This is a genomic window from Pontibacter beigongshangensis (assembly GCF_014332515.1).
GTDB lineage: Bacteria > Bacteroidota > Bacteroidia > Cytophagales > Hymenobacteraceae > Pontibacter > Pontibacter beigongshangensis.
The window spans coordinates 1-20851 of sequence record NZ_VFSD01000002.1 but is presented as its reverse complement, the minus strand read 5'-3'; the positions used below and the strand labels follow the sequence as shown (position 1 = coordinate 20851).

17 protein-coding genes are annotated in these 20851 nt (G+C 50.3%); 10 read left to right on the top strand and 7 right to left on the bottom strand.

Annotated elements, in window-relative coordinates:
• Positions 1-15: 15 nt before the first annotated feature.
• From FJM74_RS02210 to FJM74_RS02190, 5 genes are all read left to right on the top strand, one after another.
• Positions 16-672 (top strand): YceI family protein, encoded by a 657-nt coding sequence (locus FJM74_RS02210; protein ID WP_187260933.1) that lies wholly within the window; start codon positions 16-18, stop codon positions 670-672.
• Between the two features lie 233 nt (positions 673-905).
• On the top strand, positions 906-1355 hold the full coding sequence (locus FJM74_RS02205) for a MarR family winged helix-turn-helix transcriptional regulator (RefSeq protein WP_187260932.1): 450 nt from the start codon (positions 906-908) through the stop codon (positions 1353-1355).
• A gap of 37 nt (positions 1356-1392) precedes the next feature.
• On the top strand, positions 1393-2064 hold the full coding sequence (locus FJM74_RS02200) for a YceI family protein (RefSeq protein ID WP_187260931.1): 672 nt from the start codon (positions 1393-1395) through the stop codon (positions 2062-2064).
• Between the two features lie 221 nt (positions 2065-2285).
• Complete coding sequence (locus FJM74_RS02195) at positions 2286-2945, top strand: YceI family protein (RefSeq protein WP_187260930.1); 660 nt, start codon at positions 2286-2288, stop codon at positions 2943-2945.
• Between the two features lie 323 nt (positions 2946-3268).
• The gene (locus FJM74_RS02190) at positions 3269-3991 is read left to right on the top strand and encodes a DUF6503 family protein (protein ID WP_187260929.1); all 723 of its coding nucleotides are present in this window, start codon (positions 3269-3271) and stop codon (positions 3989-3991) included.
• 149 nt (positions 3992-4140) lie between these two features.
• On the opposite strand, the gene FJM74_RS02185 is transcribed toward FJM74_RS02190, so the two are convergent.
• Together FJM74_RS02185 and FJM74_RS02180 are read right to left on the bottom strand one after the other, a co-directional pair.
• A complete protein-coding gene (locus FJM74_RS02185; RefSeq protein WP_187260928.1) occupies positions 4141-5601 on the bottom strand; it encodes a hypothetical protein in 1461 nt (486 codons plus the stop codon).
• A gap of 741 nt (positions 5602-6342) precedes the next feature.
• Positions 6343-7659: a M20/M25/M40 family metallo-hydrolase gene (locus tag FJM74_RS02180; RefSeq protein WP_187260927.1), complete on the bottom strand. Its 1317-nt coding sequence runs from the start codon at positions 7657-7659 to the stop codon at positions 6343-6345.
• Positions 7660-7768: 109 nt separating this feature from the next.
• Here FJM74_RS02180 and FJM74_RS02175 point away from each other — a divergent pair, with 109 nt between their 5' ends.
• The 4 genes from FJM74_RS02175 to FJM74_RS02160 all read left to right on the top strand — a co-directional run bounded on the left by FJM74_RS02175 (position 7769) and on the right by FJM74_RS02160 (position 12345).
• On the top strand, positions 7769-8854 hold the full coding sequence (locus FJM74_RS02175; protein WP_187260926.1) for an AI-2E family transporter: 1086 nt from the start codon (positions 7769-7771) through the stop codon (positions 8852-8854).
• Positions 8855-9293: 439 nt separating this feature from the next.
• On the top strand, positions 9294-10331 hold the full coding sequence (gene aroB, locus FJM74_RS02170) for a 3-dehydroquinate synthase (RefSeq protein WP_187260925.1): 1038 nt from the start codon (positions 9294-9296) through the stop codon (positions 10329-10331).
• Positions 10328-11557 carry a 3-phosphoshikimate 1-carboxyvinyltransferase gene (locus FJM74_RS02165; protein WP_187260924.1) on the top strand — a complete coding sequence of 410 codons (1230 nt, stop codon included), beginning with the start codon at positions 10328-10330 and terminating at the stop codon, positions 11555-11557. The genes aroB and FJM74_RS02165 overlap by 4 nt, the downstream gene beginning before the upstream one ends.
• Positions 11558-11814: 257 nt before the next feature.
• Positions 11815-12345: a hypothetical protein gene (locus tag FJM74_RS02160; RefSeq protein ID WP_187260923.1), complete on the top strand. Its 531-nt coding sequence runs from the start codon at positions 11815-11817 to the stop codon at positions 12343-12345.
• Here FJM74_RS02160 and FJM74_RS02155 read toward each other — a convergent pair.
• The 5 genes from FJM74_RS02155 to FJM74_RS02135 form a co-directional block, all read right to left on the bottom strand.
• Entirely contained in the window at positions 12334-13143 is an 810-nt protein-coding gene (locus FJM74_RS02155; protein ID WP_241738909.1) for an ABC transporter substrate-binding protein, read from the bottom strand. The two genes, FJM74_RS02160 and FJM74_RS02155, sit on opposite strands and share 12 nt — an antisense overlap.
• Before the next feature lie 488 nt (positions 13144-13631).
• Positions 13632-14702 (bottom strand): M42 family metallopeptidase, encoded by a 1071-nt coding sequence (locus FJM74_RS02150; RefSeq protein WP_187260922.1) that lies wholly within the window; start codon positions 14700-14702, stop codon positions 13632-13634.
• A 108-nt stretch (positions 14703-14810) separates the two neighbouring features.
• Complete coding sequence (locus FJM74_RS02145; protein WP_187260921.1) at positions 14811-16370, bottom strand: acyl-CoA carboxylase subunit beta; 1560 nt, start codon at positions 16368-16370, stop codon at positions 14811-14813.
• Between the two features lie 324 nt (positions 16371-16694).
• Complete coding sequence (locus FJM74_RS02140; protein ID WP_187260920.1) at positions 16695-19283, bottom strand: ATP-dependent Clp protease ATP-binding subunit; 2589 nt, start codon at positions 19281-19283, stop codon at positions 16695-16697.
• 115 nt (positions 19284-19398) lie between these two features.
• Positions 19399-20004: a WbqC family protein gene (locus FJM74_RS02135; protein ID WP_317175524.1), complete on the bottom strand. Its 606-nt coding sequence runs from the start codon at positions 20002-20004 to the stop codon at positions 19399-19401.
• 173 nt (positions 20005-20177) lie between these two features.
• On the opposite strand from FJM74_RS02135, the gene FJM74_RS02130 reads away from it, so the two are divergent.
• The coding region (locus FJM74_RS02130) for an IS1 family transposase (protein ID WP_187260919.1) at positions 20178-20851 on the top strand (674 nt) is incomplete at its 3' end.

Below are 20851 nucleotides of genomic sequence, written 5' to 3'. Positions count from 1 at the left end.
TCAACAGCCTTTCCCATGAAAAAGAACACACTTTTTGCTGCCGTTGCTGCAATAGCTATTTTCGCGTCCTTTAAAACCATGCCATCCGAAACGGGCAATATGGCAGCTGCTGATACAACGGAAGTGGTACCCCCGGCCAAAGGCAAAACCTACCAGGTTATACTGGATAAAAGTGAATTGAAGTGGAAAGCCGCAAAGGTAGTGGGAGAGCATTACGGTACACTTCGGCTAAAAAGTGGCGAGCTTACTGCCGATAAAAGCAAAGTAACAGCCGGCACTTTTGTTATCGACATGACCAGCCTGGTGTGCACCGACAATGCCAAGGTAGGAGCGCACCTGCTCAACGACGACTTTTTTGATGTACCCAAATACCCGACTGCCACCTTTAAAATTACCAGTGTAAAACCGCTGGCGAATGCGGTAGCCGGCCAACTCAACTATAACGTAACTGGCAACATGACTATAAAAGGTATAACGAACGCCATCACGTTTCCGGCCATAATTGCTGTGAGAGAAGGGGTGGTTACAACCAAAGCCGATGTAGTGATAGACCGAACCAAATTTGATATTAAGTACCGCTCCAGCAACTTTTTTGAGGACCTGGGCAACAAGGCAATTAACGATGAGTTCATTGTCTCGCTGGATGTGGTCGCCCAGAAAGCGGCTATCTAAACCTCGGGTAATTACCGCAAACGCCGTTCTGTGCCTGAGCCAGGTGCAGAACGGGCTTTTTATGCCCAGGCTCTGGTGAATTTGCCTGCCGGGAGCAGCAATAACCTTACCTTGCATTATAATTTCTCGCCATTCCCAGCCTTACTTTTCTCATTTTGAAACTATTGTAGTTATTTGTTTGTACATTAAATGTATATACATATATTTGTGACGCCATTTGAAAATAGGTGATTGTGAGAATAGAGGACGAGATAAAACAAGAGCAGTTTATTGACGAATATCAGAAGGCCTACATAAACCTGGTATTTACTTCTTCGCGGCTACAGGTGAAGCAGGCAGCTTTGTTTAAGCCATACGGACTTACACTGCCTCAGTTCAATATTCTGCGCATCCTGCGCGGTCAGCACCCTAAGCCTGCCACCATCACTTTGCTGATAGAGCGGATGATGGACAAGACATCCAACGCCTCCCGGATCGTAGACAGGCTGGAGGCGAAGAAACTGGTTACCAGGAAGCAATGCTCTGAAGACCGCCGGACGGTTGATGTGCTGATAACGGAGAAGGCCCTGAAACTTTTGAAGGCCATGGACGGGTGCGAAGGTGGCAAAGGAACTGGCATCGCCAACTTGACCGAGACGGAAGCCCGCGAACTGAACCGAATTTTAGATAAAATAAGATCATAATAAACATTAAACATTAACCAACAATTAAATTTTAACAATGAAGAAAACCGCAATTTTAGCCTCTTTTGCTGCCGTACTGGCACTTACCGCCTGTAACGACACTTCCAGCACCACAGCTACCACCGAAACGCAGGGAACCACCACCGAACTGGCAGCTGCTACCGCTGAAGGCGAAACCTATAAGGTAGTTGCCGAGGAGAGCGAGGCCAAGTGGCACGGAACTAAAGTGGCCGGAGAGCATTTTGGCACTATAGATATCAAAGATGGCGAACTGAACGTAGCCGATAACCAGGTAACAGGCGGAAAGTTTGTGATCGACATGGCCTCCATCAAAAACACGGATATTACGGCTGCCGAAGATAATGGCAAACTGGTGGGCCACCTGAAGTCAGATGACTTCTTTGGCGTAGAGACTTATCCTACAGCTACTTTTGAGATCAGAAACATTTCACCGATTGCCAATGCAACTGCCGGACAGCCCAACTACAACGTAGAAGGCGACCTGACTATAAAAGAGAAAACAAACCAGGTTTCTTTCCCTGCTACCATTTCGGTTGACAATGGGGTGGCCAAGGCAAAAGCCGACGTGAAAGTAGACCGTGCCCAATACGATGTGCGCTACGGCTCTAACAGCTTCTTCGATAACCTCGGCGACAAGGCTATCTCCGATGAATTTACGGTGTCGCTGGATGTTACTGCCAGCAAATAATACGCATAATACCTTTATTCTTTTGTTGCCCTGGCTCCTGAACTGGAGCCAGGGTTTTTTGTGCCCGCCAATGCAATGCGCCGAAGGCTCCAGGCAGGTGGGAGTAGGGTGGAGCTGAAAATAAATTTTAATAAAATATATGTACATTAAATGTATGTACATATATTTGTAGCGTAATCAAAAATAATAGACTTTAAGTATAGTCATCAACAAATCCAAAAATGAAAAAGACAGCAATCCTAGCGTCATTTGCCGCCATGTTTATGTTCTCGGCATTTACAGGCACTACTGCTATTACTACTAACGCTGCTGCCACAGCCACTACTGCAGCGCCCGCTAAAGCTGTTGCTTATAAAGTAGAAGCAGCAAAAAGCGAAGTGAAATGGCATGCCAAAAAAGTAACTGGTGAGCATATGGGCGCCATTAAGCTGAAAGAAGGGCAAATACTTGTAAGTGGCAACAAGCCAACCGGAGGTTCTTTTGTAATCGATATGAACTCTATTACCTGCTCCGACATTGCCGACAAAGAGTATAATGGCAAACTGATCGGCCACCTCAAAAACGACGACTTCTTCAGCGTAGACAAGTTCCCGACCTCCACGTTTAAAATTACCAGCCTTACGCCTGCCAAGAATGCGGCAGCCGGTAAGCCAAATTATACCGTAAAAGGCGACCTCACCATTAAAGGCATCACCCACCCGATCGAGTTCCCGGCTACTATCACCGTGAAAAACGGAGCTGCCTCTGCCAAAGCCGATATAGTGGTAAACCGTGCCAAATACGACATCCGTTATGGCTCCAAAAGCTTCTTCGATAACCTGGGAGACAAGGCCATCGACGATAACTTTACATTGTCGCTTGCTATTGCCGCTATAAAGTAGGCAACTTTTATAACGACACGCTTCCTTCACCGCACCGGCTCTTCCTAAGGGGCCGGTGCGGTTTGCGTTTGGGGCTGTTGCTCCGGCTTATGGCTGCAAGCCAGGTGCAGCCATCTCTATTTTAGCCTGGGCAGTAGCTTCTGGAAAGGCTGATAACCGGGCAAATCATGTGTGCACGGCGCCCAACACCAGGGCCAGGCAATTCGTAAGTTGCTACTGCAGGGTGCCTGTTCTTTGTAAGGTTCTTTGTATCTTTGGTATCTTATAGAGATTCTTCAAATATGTCAGTTGTTCAGAAGTGCTTAAATTCCGGTTCCAGGCTGATGTTATCAGCGCTGCTGTTTTTATTCTCCTGCGACCCTACCGAGCCTGACCCGAAGCAGGTGGTGGAGAACGCCCTGAAAGCGCACGGGCATGCCGGCTACCAGCAGGGTGTCATTTCCTTCCGGACTGGTGGGGTGCAGTATCGGGTGCTGCGCCATGAAGACGCTTTTGTGTACGGCCGCACTTTTAAGGGCCACTCGGGGCAGCGGGTGCACGACGTGGTGCAGAACAGTGGCTTCACCCGTACGGTAAACGATCAGGAGGTGAAGATGAGCCAGGAAATGACGGAGGAAGTCGCCTCTTCTGTATCGAAAGAGATTTTTCTGGCGCTACTGCCTTTTAACCTCAACAATGCCTCAGAAATAGATTATGAAGGAAATACAGAGCTGAAGGGCGAGATGTACCATAAAATCAGGTTCCGGATGCCTCCCGAGAAAAACGGAGCAGGCGAAGAAATGGAACTGGTAGGCTGGTTTCATGAGCGGACCCACATGCTTGATTATATAGCCTATGCGCCCGAAAAGGAAGGTGCGGTGCAGTTTTGGGAGGCCAAAAACCCCAGAATGGTGGGCGGAATCCGCTTTCAGGATTATAATATATACGCCACCACACACCGTATTTCCCTGGAGCGGCTGGATAATACCTTTGAGCTCGGCCGGTTTAACGAGCCGCAGGAAATAACCCTGGAGGAAGTAAAGGCAAGCGACCTGCCATCGTTGTAATGCCGGCAGCAGCAGCCAATTAACCTCCGGAGGCCCAGATTCATTTAAATAATTTAATCTCTCCTCTGGTTGCCCGGCTTTGTACTACCGTGCGCAGCTCCCTCACAGTTTATCCCCAGGCAGGGCACTTCGGCAGGTGAGCCATCGTGCTACTGAAATCTTACCCGGCCATATTTGTAATAGCCAGGCCCGATGCCGAGTATAATAAACTCCTTCTCTGAAATACGGTAAGCAGATGACGGGCGCAGGTAGAAATGCGGCTGTTCACGCCCTGTCTGGCTACGGTGCAACGGTTTTACCTGCTGCTCCCCATTCGATAAAATAGTAATCAGCACGGGCTCCTTGTTGCTGGCATTCTCTCCTGCAATCACCAGTTTGTCGTTTTCGGTAAAGTTGTACTCGAAGTCGAGGTAAAGCAACTGCAGGTAATTGCCGGAGGTAGTGGCCATAAAAGAGCCAACATTCTCGTTGTTGTTCGGGCTGACTTGTTTCTTGTAAATGCTTGTTGTGTAGTAGGGGCTGCCGTCTTCCTCCAGCATCACGGCCAGTATATCTTCCTGGTGCTGCACCAAAGAGGCAGGAGTAGCTGCCGTGTACGTTACTTCTCCTAAAACAAGTACGCCGCCATACGGCACCGGCAAGAGTTGCTGCAGTTGCAGGTGGCGGAGCCACTTAGTGCTGTCTGGGTCTTGTCTGTAGCGGTTGTGCTTCATCAGTTCCTCTGCACTGAAAGGGGTAAAGCGTGTCACCTTTTTCCGGGGCTGCTCCTGGTTAAACCTGTAGTAAAAAGTGCCGGCAAGCACGGGGTTTTCTGTTGTTGGTTCGGATGCAGAACTGTAGTAACCGGCTACAACTACCTGCTGGGAGGCCGTGGTGGTGATTTTGGCCTGCAGTGGCCGCTGCTTTTCCTGCCCAATGGCGGTTTCGTCAGGTTTAGAGCCGTCTTTGAGGCGGTACAGCAGGTAGCTTTTGGCGGCAGCTTCGGCAGGAGGCGACTTTGCCAGCACATAGGCAGTGCCATTATCAAGCAGGTGCGTCTGTACGGCGACAGCCCTGGTAGAAAAGGACCTTTCCCAGCGAGGCTTCAGGTTAGCCTCCAGCAAGGCAACGGTGGTTGTTTTTTTTTCCTGGTCGGAGAGGGTGGCCAGCAGCAGATCGTTTAGCCGGGTGGTAGCCAGGTGCAGGCTGCCTGCATGTTTTACCTGCAGGAGGGGTTGTATCTGAGGAACATAATTGCCATTGGCCGTTATTTCCTGGGCAAATACGGTAGTGGTTCCTTTTTTCAGGCTGGTCGAGATCATGTAAACTCTGTGTTGCAGCACAATGGCATCATGGTAAACTGCGGCCTGGTTTTCGGGTGTCCTGGGTAGCAGTACGGTGGCCCAGATCCGCTGATGGTGCCTGTTGTAGCGCTCCAGCGTTGTTTTTTCTTCCTCGGTGTAAGTGGCAAAAAAGCCGCTATCCTGGCTTATGCCCACCACATGCATGTTCTGAAGCTCACGCGGCTCCCGATCTATGGCAGTGCCCCAGGTAAATACAGGCTCCTGCGCAAAGGCAACCGGGACTATGGCCAGGAAGAGTAAGAACAGGGAAAGGGTTAATCGTGTCATAGCGGGTGGCAATATATTTTTTGTATATGGTACTACGGCTTGAAAAGTAAAAGGACACAAAACGCAGGCCATTCTTTTTGGTTGAGAAAAAAAGTTATGCAGTTACAACTGGAGCGGGGCTGAGATAAGCTTTGCCTTCAGGGTTCCAGGCCGCGCAGCATCTTGCCCGAGTTATTGGAGTGTGTAACATAGATTGGGGTATCGATATTCTGATACCTATTGGTTCCATCTGTCTTCGCTGCCGGTTTATCCGATGCCCTTACGCTGTGTTCGCGCAGGGGCCCCCATTCTGACTCGCTCTCGCTCTGGCTGCCGCTAACGTGACACCGGGCTTCTTAAATAGCGAGTCCCTTCCCCGGCGCCTCAAGCCAGGGACTGAGATTTGCTCGATAGCCAAGGCTGATGCAGCACAATGGTCAGTGGAACTGGTAATGGCTGTATAGATACTCCTTAATATGCAAGGCACTCCAATTATTCTAATGAAAATGGCCCTCCGGAGCCTTTTCTGCTGCTCTTTAATAAGGACCTAAGACACAGGGCTCTTTCATAAGTCAAGAATTATGAGTGTTTAATGCCTGCTCTATTCATTCATCTTCAAATGGAATAATTAGCACATCAGCACATTAATAAGCACATTAATTAGCCTGTTGCTCATTCGGAAGAGACAAACATGTCTGTATGATTTCCGGGACCATGTTTTTCACTGAAAATCTTGCGTTTTGCTGCGTCTGTGGCTGTTGATTATCGTAGTAGGTCCTTTTCTATGCGGGTGGGCGTGTTTTGGCCGTTTACTATGCCTCGGGCTGCCAGTGCAATGGCCTTGATCATGCTGGTCAGGTGCTCCATGTGCAGCAGCTCAAACTCGTCGTGCACAGTGTGGTAAGTGTCGTCCTTGTCTATCTGCACCGAAGAAATGGTATGGGCGGGCACGCCGAGGCGGGCCAGGGTGGCGTTGTCGGAGCGGTAGAACAGGTTCTGCTCCGGGTAAGGGTCCGGAAAGATACGGTAGGGAGTGCCCTTGAGCCGCTTCTGAAGCAGAACGCCCAGGTCCGATTTATCGAACCCGGTCAGGTAGGCTGTATTCGGACCAAACTTAGAGGGCTTGCCTACCATTTCGATGTTCAGCATGGCCACGATCTGGTCGGGGTTGAGCTGCTCCGAAAAGTGCCTGGAGCCAAAGCCGCCTATTTCTTCTGCCGTAAAGGCTACAAAAATAAGCGTACGCTCCGGTTGGGGCTGTTTTGCGAAATAGCTGGCCAGCATGATCATGGCGGCGGTACCCGATGCGTTGTCGTCGGCTCCGTTGGCGATGCTGTCGCCGGCAACCGGTGCCACCATGCCGATGTGGTCGTAATGGCCGGAGAAGACCACGATCTCGTTTTTGCGTTTTCCTTCCAGCATGCCTGCCACGTTAGCCAGTGGCAACTGCTCCACCTGGTTGGTAACCGAGACGGCATAGCCTGCAAAGTCGGTTTTGTCTGATAAAACAAAAACTTTGCTGCTGCCCTTGTCCAGTTCCTGCCTGGCCCCAACCGCCCGGAAGTGGTGCTGGTATGCCCTGAACGTCTCTTCATGTACAGGGTTTACCAGTACCAGCACATCGTTGGTAAGACTGTTTATTTTTGAGAAAGTTTCCCTGAATTCCTGGTTGTCGCCAATGGTTAGTACCAGCCGCTGCGTGTCGGTGGTCCAGTTGAGGTGCTGGTGGCTGGTATTGATAAACATGTCTTCGGCGTTAAGCACTGTGCCATCTGCCTGCCCTTGTGGCGTGCCGGGCGTGAGGCGATACAGCTGAAAGGTCTGCTTAAAGTTTGAGCTTTCGCCTGGGAGGCCGCTCGCCATAGGCTTCAGGCCGATGCGCCGGAATTCCTGCTGAATAAAATCTGCTGCCTTGTCTATGCCTGGCGTAAAGGAGGCACGGCCCCGCATCTCGTCGGCACTCAGCGTTCTGATGAGACGGGTTGTCTCTTCCTGGCTGATAGCCGGCATTTTCTGAGCCAGCAGCGAAACGCAGGTGCAGAGCAGGAGAGCGAGCGCCAGGAGATTCCTTTGGATCATCTGTTTATGGGTTATTTCCTTTTTGATATATTTTATACTTTTAATTGGCTGCCAGGCCCTTGGTGTGCGTTAGCAATAGTAGGCAATCATCCCTCAATATACTCATATTATGGATAGAGGCATTACGGTTAACTGGCTAAAGTTGCTCAACTATACGGTGCTGCTGGCCGTGTTGCTCTATTTTGGCCGCTCTTTGTTTGTGCCCTTCAGCTTTGCCCTGCTGATCAGTTTTCTGCTGTACCCGGTTTGTAAGTGGCTGGAACTGCGCGGCCTGCCCCGGTGGGGAGCCATTGCGGTTTGTTTGCTGAGCCTGCTGGTGCTCATGGGCGGGCTTACCTGGGTGCTGATCCGCCAGGTGGTGCGTTTTGGGAAAGAGTGGCCGATGCTGTACGAAAAGCTGCAAAAGACCTGGCATAAGCTGAGCGCGTACCTGGAGCACCAGCTCGATATAGATGCCCCCCGGCAAACGCAATGGCTGGAAAGCATGTTGTCTGATGCGGGAACCACCGTGTTTAACCTGCTTCAGAATGTGCTGTATACCTCGGTGGTGTCGGTGGTGCTGCTGCTGCTAATCCCGATCTATGTGGCCCTGCTGCTGTATTACCGGGAGCAACTGGCAGAAGCGCTTTACTCGCTATTTCCAAAAGATTCTCATCAGAATATTCGAACCATTCTGCGCGAAACCATCACCACTTATTATGATTTTATAAAAGGCATGGCCCTCGTGTACCTGATCGTGGGGGTGCTCAACAGCCTGGGGTTGTTCCTGCTGGGTATTCCGCATGCCATCTTTTTTGGCGTGGTGGCTTCTGTGCTCACCTTTATCCCGTATGTGGGTATTTCCATTGGAGCCATACTGCCCATGACCGTAGCCTGGATTACCTACGACTCGGTGTGGTACCCGGCAGGGGTGGTGATTGTGTTTGCGGCGGTGCAGTACCTGGAGGCCAACCTTATTTTTCCGTGGGCTGTGAGTTACCGGCTGCAGGTAAACATGCTGTTTACGCTGCTGGCCATTGTAGCGGGCGGTATTTTGTGGGGGGCCTCAGGCATGATCCTGTTCGTGCCCTTCCTGGCAATCTTAAAACTGATAGCCGACAAATATGAGGGCATGAAACCTGTGTCGCTGCTCCTCGGAACCGGTGTAACCAAAAACAAGAAGCCTGAAAAACGAGCCCATCAGGATACCCCCTGAGCCAACTAATTATTTCAATCAAAATGGCCCTCCGGAGCCTTTGCCGCTTCTGCTGCCCTTAGGAAGGACACAAGACACAGGACGTAAGACACATGCCCTACTTTATATAGACTGCGACACCACTTATCAGAATTTGTTTTACCTTTTATGCATATAATAAAATGTCGTGTATCATGATACGTAATACGTGTGTCGTTTTTCTCAAGGTGATGCAACTTACGATTCCGGAAAGTAAAGTCGAAGTCTATAAGTTTAAAATTGAAGAGCTAAATTTATTTATTCCCTCATCCTGTCATTCACTCCGTCAAAATTTCTTATTAATGGAAAGGCAGCAAAAAGGGTGAAAAATTTAAGGATTGCTATTTTGGCGCGAGAATACTTTCAGATTTGTCAGCTTTTTGAGTAGCTTGCCATTTTAATGCCTTAATGTAGCCTGAGCGTGACAGAAAATATCCATATTGGGCAAGATGCCCTGCAGCAGTTGGAGGTGCTGCTGCAGAACCGTGCTTTCTCTAAAGTGGTGGTGCTGGTAGATGAAAACACCCTGCTCCATTGCTATCCGGAGCTGAATAAGCACCTGCCGGAGCACCAACTGATCCAGATAAAAAGCGGTGAGGAAAACAAAACCCTGCAAACATGCGAGCACATCTGGCAACAGATGACCAGTTTCAACCTCGATCGGTGGGCGGTGCTCGTGAACCTGGGCGGCGGCGTAATCGGTGATATGGGTGGTTTTTGTGCGGCCGTGTACAAGCGCGGCATTTACTTTGTACAAGTTCCCACCACCTTGCTCTCGCAGGTAGATGCCAGCGTGGGCGGAAAACTGGGCATCGATTTCCATGGCCTGAAAAACCATATCGGCGTGTTTAAAGAACCCCGCGCCGTTTTCATAAACCCTGCTTTTCTGCAGACCCTGCCCGACCGCCAGGTAAAATCAGGCTATGCCGAAATTGTGAAGCACTGGCTGATAGAGGATGGCGACAAGTTTGAGGAGCAGCGTAACATAGGCCTGTTCTCAGCCGATTGGGAGACACTGATTCCGCACTCGGTGGCTATAAAGGCAAAAGTAGTGGCAGCCGATCCGCTGGAGGGCGGCTACCGCAAAGTGCTCAACTTTGGCCATACCGTGGGCCACGCCGTGGAAAGCTACCTGATGGAAAAGCCCGGCCGGGAGTTGCTCCATGGAGAAGCCATAGCTGTAGGCATGCTGTGCGAAACCTGGCTTTCTGTAAAGAAAGGGCTGCTCTCGCAAAAGGAGCTGGAGCAGATAGAGACTTTTCTGATGACGGTGTATGAGAAGGTGAAGCTGCATAATGATGATCTGACGGACATCGCTGCGCTGGCGCTTCAGGATAAAAAGAATTCAAAATCAACCATAAACTGCACCTTGCTTAAAAAGATAGGGGAGGCTGTATACGACCAACCAATTACGCTTGCCGAAATCCAGGAGTCGTTACGTTACTACCAATTGCTATGACCAAATCTGTTACCCTCACGCATCCTTCAGGCATCCTGAAAGGAGCCATAAAACTGCCCGCCTCCAAGAGCGAGGCAAACCGCGCCCTGATTATTGCCGCCTTGTCCGGAGAAGCTTCTGAACTCGACAACCTTTCAGAAGCCAACGATACCCAACTGCTGCAGCGCCTGCTCAAAAGCGATGCAGTAGAAATAAATGCCGAAGATGCCGGCACTGTGATGCGCTTCCTGACAGGTTATTACGCCGTAACGGGGCAGCAGAAAGTGATGACGGGCACCCCGCGCATGTGCCAGCGACCTATTAAAGTTTTGGTAGATGCCCTGCGTGAGTTGGGAGCCAGTATAGAGTACCTGGGCGAGGAAGGTTATCCGCCTATGAAGATCGATGCGTTTAAAGGCAACGGCAACAACAAACTGAAGGTACGCAGCGACATCAGCAGCCAGTACATTTCTTCGTTGCTGATGGTTGGCCCTATGCTGCCGGAGGGGCTGGTGCTAGAGCTGGAAGGAAAAATCGGCTCACGGCCTTATATCGAGATGACACTCTCGCTGATGCGCCACTTTGGTGTGGAGGCAAATTTTACAGGCAATACCATTACAGTGCCGCACCAGCCCTACAAGGCTGCCAGCTACAGCATAGAGCCCGACTGGTCGGCGGCGAGCTACTGGTACAGCCTGGTGGCGCTGGCACAGGAGGCGGAGATTGAACTGCCGGGCCTGCGCAAACACTCCTTCCAGGGCGACAGTGCCATTGTCGGCATTATGGAGCACCTGGGAGTTTATACCGAGTTTACAGAGCAGGGCGTAAAGCTAATTAAACGCCAGCACGAGCATCACTTCTCCTTCGATTTTTCTGACTGCCCGGATCTGGCTCAGACCATTGTGGCCTTGTGTGCGGCCAAAGGCATATCGCTGGAGCTAACAGGGCTGGAGAGCCTGCGGATCAAAGAAACCGACCGCATACAGGCGCTGCAACTAGAGGTGCTGAGCTTTGGCTGCTCGCTGCAGGAAGTGACCGAGGGCGTATTCCGGCTGGAGCTGGGGCTTATCGAGAACGAGAGCTTTACCTTCCGCACCTACGAAGACCACCGCATGGCCATGGCTTTTGCCCCCCTGGCTTTGCTGCGGCCCACTACCATACAGGAGCCCCGTGTGGTGCGCAAGTCGTACCCACGTTTCTGGGAAGACCTGGAGAAAGTAGGGTTTGAGCTGAAGTTTGAGGAGTGATTGGTATAATTAGGAATTAAAAATTGAGGTACGTGCATGCTTGTACTTTTATTCAGGAGAGGGAATTTCTAAGTACTTAATGCTCTTCCAATATATCTTTTGAATTATGTGCTCCCTGCAAAAGAGCTTCAAACCGGGCAAAGCCCAAGGATTAAGAGTTACGAGGGGTCGTTGGTGCCATCATAATTTCTAATTTCTTATCTTTAATTTGACGAAGCATCAGGGTGGCGAAGCAGTAGAACCTAACAATAGAATTAATGAATGAGCGAAAACTTTTTGGTGATGCCGGGCTTATAGAGGTGTTCCTGAAAAAGCTGGAGCTCGTCGAAACATCTGAAGGAGGCTGGGCCAGTATTTATCGGGATGCTGCCACCGGCCGTTTCTGGATGAAATATTATGCGGTGGCAGGTGCACAGGGTGGCGCGTACCTGCTGCTGATAAAGCTCCCGCCGCCTGCCACAGACGAGTTGATCTCTATTGCCATGCACTCGGTGCAACCGGATGAAGCGGTGGCTGCCGTGGTGCGCCTGCTGAATGAGGAGGAAGTGGAGCACAAAGAGTTCCGGGACATGCTTCTCCAGAAACTGGAACAAGAACTGCAGGAAAAGCTGCCTTCGAAAAATGAAAGAGAGAGGTTGCTGCAAATCATAGCACTCACCAAGTTAACAGACCTACTAAACCTGCGCCCGGTTGTAGGGAAGAGCAGGGAAGAAGTGCAGGAGGATGCGGCTTATTTCAGGCAGGTGGCAGCCAGGGCCGCTGTGCTGTTTGAGAAATTATCGGCTTAACTCCTGCTGCACTTCTTTTATCACCTGCTCCAGGTAGGCCGGCGCCTGCAGCAACCTGCTCCCATACCAGCTGAACATTTCCCCATCCACTACCTTTACCAGCGCCTGCGGGCACAACTCCTGAAACTCGGTTATATGCTTCTCCCGGAAAGGGTAGGGCTCTGAGGAGAGCAAAATTAACAGTGGGTTAGCCTGTCGTAGCTGGTCCGTAGTTATTTCAGGGTAGCGGGCCAGGTGGGCAAAGCAGTTGGAGAAGCCGCAGCGCTGCAACATATGGTCTATAATATTATTCTCCCCTACAGCCATATAAGGCTTGCGCCAGATAAAGTAAGCAGTAGAGATGCCGGGTGTAGCGGGTGTAAAGTCTGCAAAACGGTTCTTTATGGTGCTGACCAGTTCGGCCGCTTTTGGCTCCGTTGATGTGAGCTCCCCTAGTTGCTGCATCATCTGCAGCGCCTCTTCCAGTTGATAGATATCGCTCATCCAGACTGGGTAGTCCTGCTGCAGTTGCTCTATCCCTTCCTTGTAGTTTTCCTCTTTGTTGCCAATGATCAGGTCGGGCCGGAGCTGGGCTATGGTCTCGAAGTGGAAGTTTTTAGTGCCGCCAACAATGGGCTTTTGCTTTACCTGGTCTGTTGGGTGAATACAAAATTTCGTGATGCCGACAATGCGATCGTCGAGCCCCAGATCAAAGAGCAGCTCCGTTTGCGACGGCACCAGCGAGATGATGCGTCGCGGCAGGTGCGGCAGCGTGATCTGGTGACCCATTTGGTCGGTGAAAGTGCAGGGGTAGTTCATAGGCGGTAGCAATCAGTGTCTTTTATTCAGGAACAGCAGTAGCGGAAGCAGCAGCAGAGCCTCGGGAGGGGTTTTTTCATTCAAATAATTGGAGCGTTTAACATCTTGACAGGATTGTCTATTATTTATTAGCTTATTTGAAAAATACTATTTTTGCCGCGGGCTTTCAGCTCGTGGTTTTAAATGTAGCGAGTTTTCAACTCGCGAGGACCACTGCTCCAAATTAAAAATCAGATAATAAGGCTTTATAATTTTCTATAAGTGAAAAAGAATAATCTAGTTTTTCCGAAATAGTGGAGAAGCCATGTTTATAGTCTTATACCCACGAGCTGAAAGCTCGCGGGAGTGAGACATATTAGTAAATTATGCTGCATTCAGATAAGCTGGCGAGCCTTACTGTAGTTTAGCATTATCTTTCCATAGGTCCTAAAATCAAAAGCTCACAGCACTGGCTGGCGCTGTGAGCTTTTGATTTCGTAAAGACAAGCCTATTTCAGGTAACGGAAATCCTGCTTATCCTCTATTTTCAGCAGTGTTTCGTAAATCAGCTTTGTCACGTTATCCACGTCGTCTTTGTGCACGGTTTCTACGGTGGTGTGCATGTACTTGAGGGGGAGCGAGATAAGGGCCGAGGCCACGCCTGCATTAGAATAAGCAAAGGCATCGGTGTCGGTGCCGGTGGCACGTGAAACGGCTGCTCTTTGGAACGGAATCTCTTTTTGCTGCGCTGTGGTAATGATCAGGTCGCGCACGTTGTTCTGCACGGCAGGGCCATAGGCTATCACCGGGCCTTTGCCGCAGTGTATGTCGCCGCTGGTTTTCTTTTCGTACATTGGCGACTGCGTGTCGTGCGTCACGTCTGTGATAATGGCCACATCCGGCTTTATGCGGTGGGCAATCATCTCAGCCCCACGTAAACCGATTTCCTCCTGCACCGCATTCACAATGTAAAGGCCAAACGGAAGCTTTTGATTGTTTTCTTTCAGCATACGCGCCACCTCTGCAATCATGAAGCCGCCAATGCGGTTGTCGAGGGCCCGGCCTACATAGAACTTCTCGTTCATCATCGTAAACTCGTCTTCAAACGTCACCACAGAGCCTACGTGTATGCCCATGGCCTCTACTTCTTCTTTGTTGCTGGCGCCACAGTCCAGGAACACAGTTTCTACGGTTGGTGCTTTTTCGTTTTCGAGCTTGCGCACGTGTATGGCAGGCCATCCGAAGATCGCTTTTACGGTGCCTTTGCTGGTGTGGATATTTACGCGTTTGGAAGGAGCGATAACAGCATCGGAGCCTCCGTTGCGCCGCAAATAAATATAGCCTTCGTTGGTGATGTAGTTCACAAACCAGGAAATTTCATCGGCATGCGCCTCGATGACCACCTTGTATGCGGCTTCCGGGTTTATGACACCTACTACGGTGCCATAGGTGTCTACAAAATATTCGTCTATGTATGGTTTAATGTATTCAAGCCAAAGTTTCTGGCCTTCTGCTTCGAAGCCGGTAGGAGAAGCGTTGTTCAGGTATTTCTGTAGAAAATCAAAAGATTCTTGTCGCATGCTTATGCTAAATTATAATTGGGGATTGTCAGAAAGATGGTAGAAATCGATTCAGGTACATACATACGTTAGATTTCTAAATTCTAATAGAGAAAAACGTGTTATTTATTACAAAGGAATATTGCCGTGTTTTTTTCTGGGTAACTGCACCGCTTTATTTTCGAGCATCTTAAATGCCTTGATGAGTTTTGACCTTGTCTCTGAGGGCGTGATGACCTCATCTATAAAACCACGGTGTGCTGCCCGGTACGGCGTAGCAAATTTATTTTTGTACTCCTCTACCTTCTCCGCCAGCTTTATCTCCGGATCGTCGGCCTCGGCTATTTCGCGCTTAAAGATGATTTCGGCCGCGCCCTGGGCACCCATTACTGCAATCTCGGCTGTGGGCCAGGCAAAGTTCATGTCGGCCCCGATGTGCTTGGAGTTCATTACATCGTAGGCACCTCCGTACGCTTTGCGCGTGATAACCGTGATGCGCGGCACTGTGGCCTCGCAGAAGGCAAACAGCAACTTGGCACCGTTGGTAATAATGCCGCGCCACTCCTGGTCAGTACCCGGCAGAAAGCCCGGCACATCTTCGAGCACCAGCAGCGGAATGTTGAAGCAGTCGCAGAAGCGGACAAACCGGGCGGCCTTGGTGCTGGCGTTTATGTCGAGCACGCCAGCCAGCACGGCAGGTTGGTTGCCCACAATGCCAATGCTGCGGCCGGCCAGGCGTGCAAAGCCTACCACAATATTGTCGCCAAAGTTTTTGTGGACCTCAAAAAAGGTATCGGTATCTATAATGCCCTCAATCACCTCCCGTATATCGTAAGGCTGGTTTGGGTTTTCCGGTATAATGGTGTTGAGCACTTCGCGGCTCTCGTTGCCACTGCTGGTGTAGGGCACGGCTGGCGGGAGTTCCTCGCAGTTCTGGGGAATATAGCTGAGCAGTTTCTTGATGTAGTTGATGCACTCCACCTCATTGGCGCAGGAGAAATGGGTAACGCCGCTCTTGGTGCTGTGGGTGCTGGCACCGCCCAACTCTTCAGAGGTCACGTTCTCATGGGTAACCGTCTTCACCACGTTAGGGCCTGTCACAAACATGTAGGAGGTGTTCTCTACCATCATCACAAAGTCGGTAATGGCAGGGGAGTACACGGCGCCACCGGCACAAGGGCCCATGATGGCCGATATTTGCGGAATGACCCCAGAGGCCAGCGTGTTGCGGTAAAAAATATCGGCATAGCCGCCCAGCGACACTACGCCTTCCTGGATGCGCGCACCGCCGGAATCGTTGAGGCCGATCACGGGCGCTCCGTTTTTCATGGCCAGTTCCATGATCTTCACAATCTTCTCGGCGTGCGTTTCAGAGAGTGACCCTCCCAGTACTGTAAAATCCTGTGAGAAAACATACACCAGGCGGCCATTAATGGTGCCATAGCCGGTAACCACGCCATCGCCCAGAAAATACTGCTTGTCGAGGCCAAAGTCCTTGGAGCGGTGCATCACAAATTTGCCTATCTCCTCAAAACTGTCTTCATCCATGAGCAGGTGCAGGCGTTCGCGTGCCGTTAACTTGCCCTTGGCGTGCTGTGCTTTAATTCTGTCTTCTCCACCGCCGAGCAGCGCCTCTGCGTTTTTGCGCTCCAGCGTTTCTGTCTGGCTTTGTCTGGTTTTTTGGGCCATGTAATATGATTTACAGTAATTTGTATAGGCAAATGCCTGTTCTGGATGTTGCTTTCCCGATTAGGGGGCAGTTGCTTTGTTTTGCGTATTGCCGGCAGCCAACGGTTATAGCTTGCTGCCAGCTAACATCAGGCTTTGGTAAAACTAGGCCTTTCTGCTAAAAAAGCGTAGCTGTTAACTTCCAAAATGGTTTTCCAGGTTTCAATTTAACAAAATTACAATATAATGCACTCAAAGAGTATACTTCTTGCTAAAATGAGATTTTTACGGACAAAAAAAGGCTGCCTCAGTGGGCAGCCTTTTTTTAAATAATCCAATTATGTGTTACTCGTTTGCCTTATCTGAACCGGAAGATTTAGATGGCTCTGGAGCTTCATCAGAGGCACTCTGAGGACCTTTGCCGTCAGACTTCTTAGAGGAGAAGGTTAATTTTTCTTCGCCTTCTTTATACTCCACCACAATCGTGTCGCCATGGCTTATTTCGGCTCTCAGAATTTCCTCTGCTATCGGATCTTCAATATATTTCTGAATAGCTCGGTTTAGCGGACGGGCACCGTATTTAGGATCGTATCCCTTCTCAGCCACAAAGTCTTTGGCTTCGTTGGTGAGCTGGATGGTGTACCCAAGTGTCTCCACACGCTTGAACAGCTTGCTAAGCGAGATTTCGATGATCTTGTGCATGTGCTCCCGGTTCAGCGAGTTAAACACGATCACGTCGTCCAGGCGGTTCAGGAACTCCGGCGAGAAGGTTTTACGCAGGGCACTGGCAATCGTGCCTTTCATGATATCATCCACGTTCTCCTGTTTTGTCTTGGACATAAAACCGATACCGGCACCAAAGTCCTGCAGGTCGCGGGCTCCGATGTTCGATGTCATGATGATAATCGTGTTGCGGAAGTCAACCTTGCGGCCTAAACCGTCTGTCAGGATACCATCGTCGAGCACCTGCAGCAACAGGTTGTACACATCGGGGTGCGCTTTCTCGATCTCGTCGAGCAGCACCACAGAATATGGCTTGCGGCGGATTTTCTCTGTCAACTGGCCACCTTCTTCGTAACCCACGTATCCCGGAGGCGCTCCCACCAAGCGAGATACACTGAATTTCTCCATGTACTCACTCATGTCGATGCGCACCAGCGAATCTTCTTTGTCGAAGAGGTACGTAGACAGCACTTTGGCAAGCTCTGTTTTACCTACACCGGTCGGGCCGAGGAACACGAAGGAGCCAATGGGCTTTTTCGGATCTTTCAGGCCAACGCGTGTCCGCTGGATAGCTTTTACTAACTGACCGATGGCTTTGTCCTGGCCGATTACTTTGCCTTTGAGCTCTTCGCCCATGTTCAGGAGTTTCACGCCTTCGTTCTGAGCGATACGTTTTACCGGAATACCTGTCATCATGGCAATAACCTCTGCCACATTTTCCTCTTTTACGGTATAGCGTTTCTTTTTCGTCTCTTCTTCCCAGTTCTTTTTGGCCTGTTCGAGCTGGTCGATCAGTTTTTTCTCCTTGTCGCGCAACTGGGCAGCCTCTTCGTATTTCTGGCTCTTCACCACGCGGTTCTTCTCTACCTTAATATTCTCGATCTGCTCTTCGAGCTTCAGGATATCTTCCGGTACAATGATGTTGTTGATGTGCACACGCGCGCCTGCCTCATCCAGAATATCAATGGCTTTGTCTGGCAGGAAACGGTCGCTCATGTAGCGGTCACTCAACTTCACGCAGGCCTCAATGGCTTTGTCGGTGTAGTTTACGTGGTGGTGGTCCTGGTACTTGTCCTTGATGTTGTGCAGGATCTCCATGGTCTCCTCAGGCGTGGTAGGGTCTACCATCACAATCTGGAAACGACGGGCCAGGGCACCATCTTTCTCGATATACTGACGATACTCATCGAGCGTGGTAGCGCCGATGCATTGTATTTCGCCACGGGCCAGGGCCGGCTTGAACATGTTGGAGGCATCCAGCGAGCCGGAGGCACCGCCAGCACCCACAATCGTGTGCAGCTCGTCAATGAACAGGATCACGTCCGGAGACTTCTCGAGCTCGTTCATCACGGCTTTCATCCGCTCTTCGAACTGGCCACGGTACTTGGTGCCGGCCACCAGCGAGGCAAGGTCGAGGGTAACCACGCGCTTGTTGAACAGCACACGGCTCACCTTTTTCTGCACAATGCGCAGGGCAAGGCCCTCAGCGATGGCGGTTTTACCCACGCCAGGCTCACCGATCAGGATCGGGTTGTTCTTTTTACGGCGGCTCAGCACCTGGGCCACACGCTCAATTTCTTTTTCACGACCTACGATCGGGTCGAGCTTGTCGTCTTCGGCCAGCTTGGTTAAGTCGCGGCCAAAGTTATCGAGCACGGGCGTACGCGATTTTTCGCCGGCTTTCTTACTCGTGCTGCTGCCAGAGCGGGAAGAGCTGCCAAATAATTTGTCGGAATCATCCGAATCGTCAGTATCTGACGATGCAAGCGGATTATTGCTGTGATAATCCAGAGAATCTCTTATTGCTTCGTAGTTCACGTTAAATTTCGATAAAATTTGTGAAGAAATATTGTCCTCATCCCGGAGGATGGATAATAAGAGGTGTTCGGTGCCGATAACATCGCTTTTGAAGATTTTTGCCTCCAGGTAGGTTATTTTCAGGACCTTCTCAGTCTGCTTCGTAAGCGGGATACTGCCGGTTATGTTACTGTTCTGAGTAGCTGTATTGCGGGTAGCCTGTTCCAGGGCATACTTTAATTCATCTATCGAAACACCTAGCTTTTTCAGCAGGGATATAGCGGTACCTTCTCCTTCCCGAATCATGCCCAACACCAAATGCTCCGTTCCGATGTAGTCATGTCCAAGACGAATAGCTTCCTCACGGCTGAGTGATATTACCTCTTTCACTCTGTTTGAGAATTTAGCTTCCATGTATACTCTAAAAATTATTCTAAAAAGTCAAAATTATAACTGAATTTGAGGCGCTAACTGTTGCCTTACTGATGAAACAAGCGGTGCAGATGAATTGTTCACCTGCGGTTCTGTCTTATTGCAGGTAAGCTGCGGCTGCCGGCCCTTGTGTAAACAACAAATCAATTATACTAAGCTCTGGTGCAAAATTGTTGCCAAAAACCTGGTAATAAGGTTTTACGCGCAAATTGTCAGGATTGATTTTGGGATGAATCCGGTTTCGCAGATCCAGCACGTTATCGGGCACTACAGACAAGTACGAATGAGTGAGCTCCAGTGGTTTACTAATTTTAAGAAATTTTAAGTAAAGCCGCAACAAATTAATATTTAAAGTGAATAATTTTCGCGGTTGCTCGGCGTACACCTCTGCCAGGGCATCGTGGTAAAACTCAAAATAGGGGGCTTTGCCGTAGGCCGACTGCAGGGTGCGCCAGTGCACCTGCTGCCATTTCTGGCTGTAATCTATCTCTATGTCGGTGATGCGGGTTTTGTCTTTGCTGTTGCCCCGGAGCACGGGCACGGTCAGGGGCTGCACGCCATGCGCGGTGAGCACGTGGCAGCGGTTGCGGTAGCTTTGCTTGCTATAGTTCTCGTGCTGCTCCACCAGTATGCTGTCGGCAAGCAGCACCTGCCGGAAATATTCGATGGGAGGGTGGTAGTGTAGTTCGGTCAGGAGAATCACGCTTTTTAGTTAAGAGTTAAAAGTTAAAAGTTGCGGTTTCTTGAATTATTTGAATGAAAAAGGTCCTCCGGAGGCTTTTTCGGTACTATATTAAAAGTAAGGATGGGTATTTTTCGGAATTAGCAATGAGAGGCAGGTGTTATAAAATAGAGATCGCCAAACCTTTATTTTATATGACCACCTGTCCTCACTGCCATAGTTTAAATATAGTCAAAAACGGTAAAAGCTACTACGGCAAGCAGAACTATAAGTGCCGCCACTGCCGAAGACAAGCAGTAGCACGTGAGCCGGAGAAGCTCTATGGCCGTGATGAGTTGTTAAAGGAGTTGCTGTTGGAGCGGCTCTCTCTACGAGCCATAGCCCGCATCCTCAAGGTGGGCCTGGGCTGGCTGGTGCCGCGCGTCAAGGCGCTCTGGCAGCAAGTAGCTGAGCAGCTACCACTGGGGAATCTGGCAGATACAGAGGTGGAGCTGCTTTGTGTGGAGGCAGATGAGCAATGGAGCTTTGTTGGTGCCAAAGACTGCCCTGTGTGGCTGTGGCTGGCAGTAGAAAGGGCTACAGGGCTGGTGGTGGGTTTCCACCTGGGAGAGCGCAACACGGAAGGAGCTAAAGGTTTGTGGCTGAGCATCCCACCTGCTATCCGGGAGAAGGCGCTGGTTTTCACGGACGGGCTGGAAGCCTATGGCGCTGTCTTCGAAAAGGGGCAGCACCAGCCGGAAGGCAAGAAAGAGACCACCAGGATGGAGCGGCTAAACAACACCCTGCGCCAAAGGTGCGCACGGCTGGTGAGAAAGACTTTATCCTTCTCCAGGTCCTGGGAAAATCACCGTCTGGCAATCCGGTATTT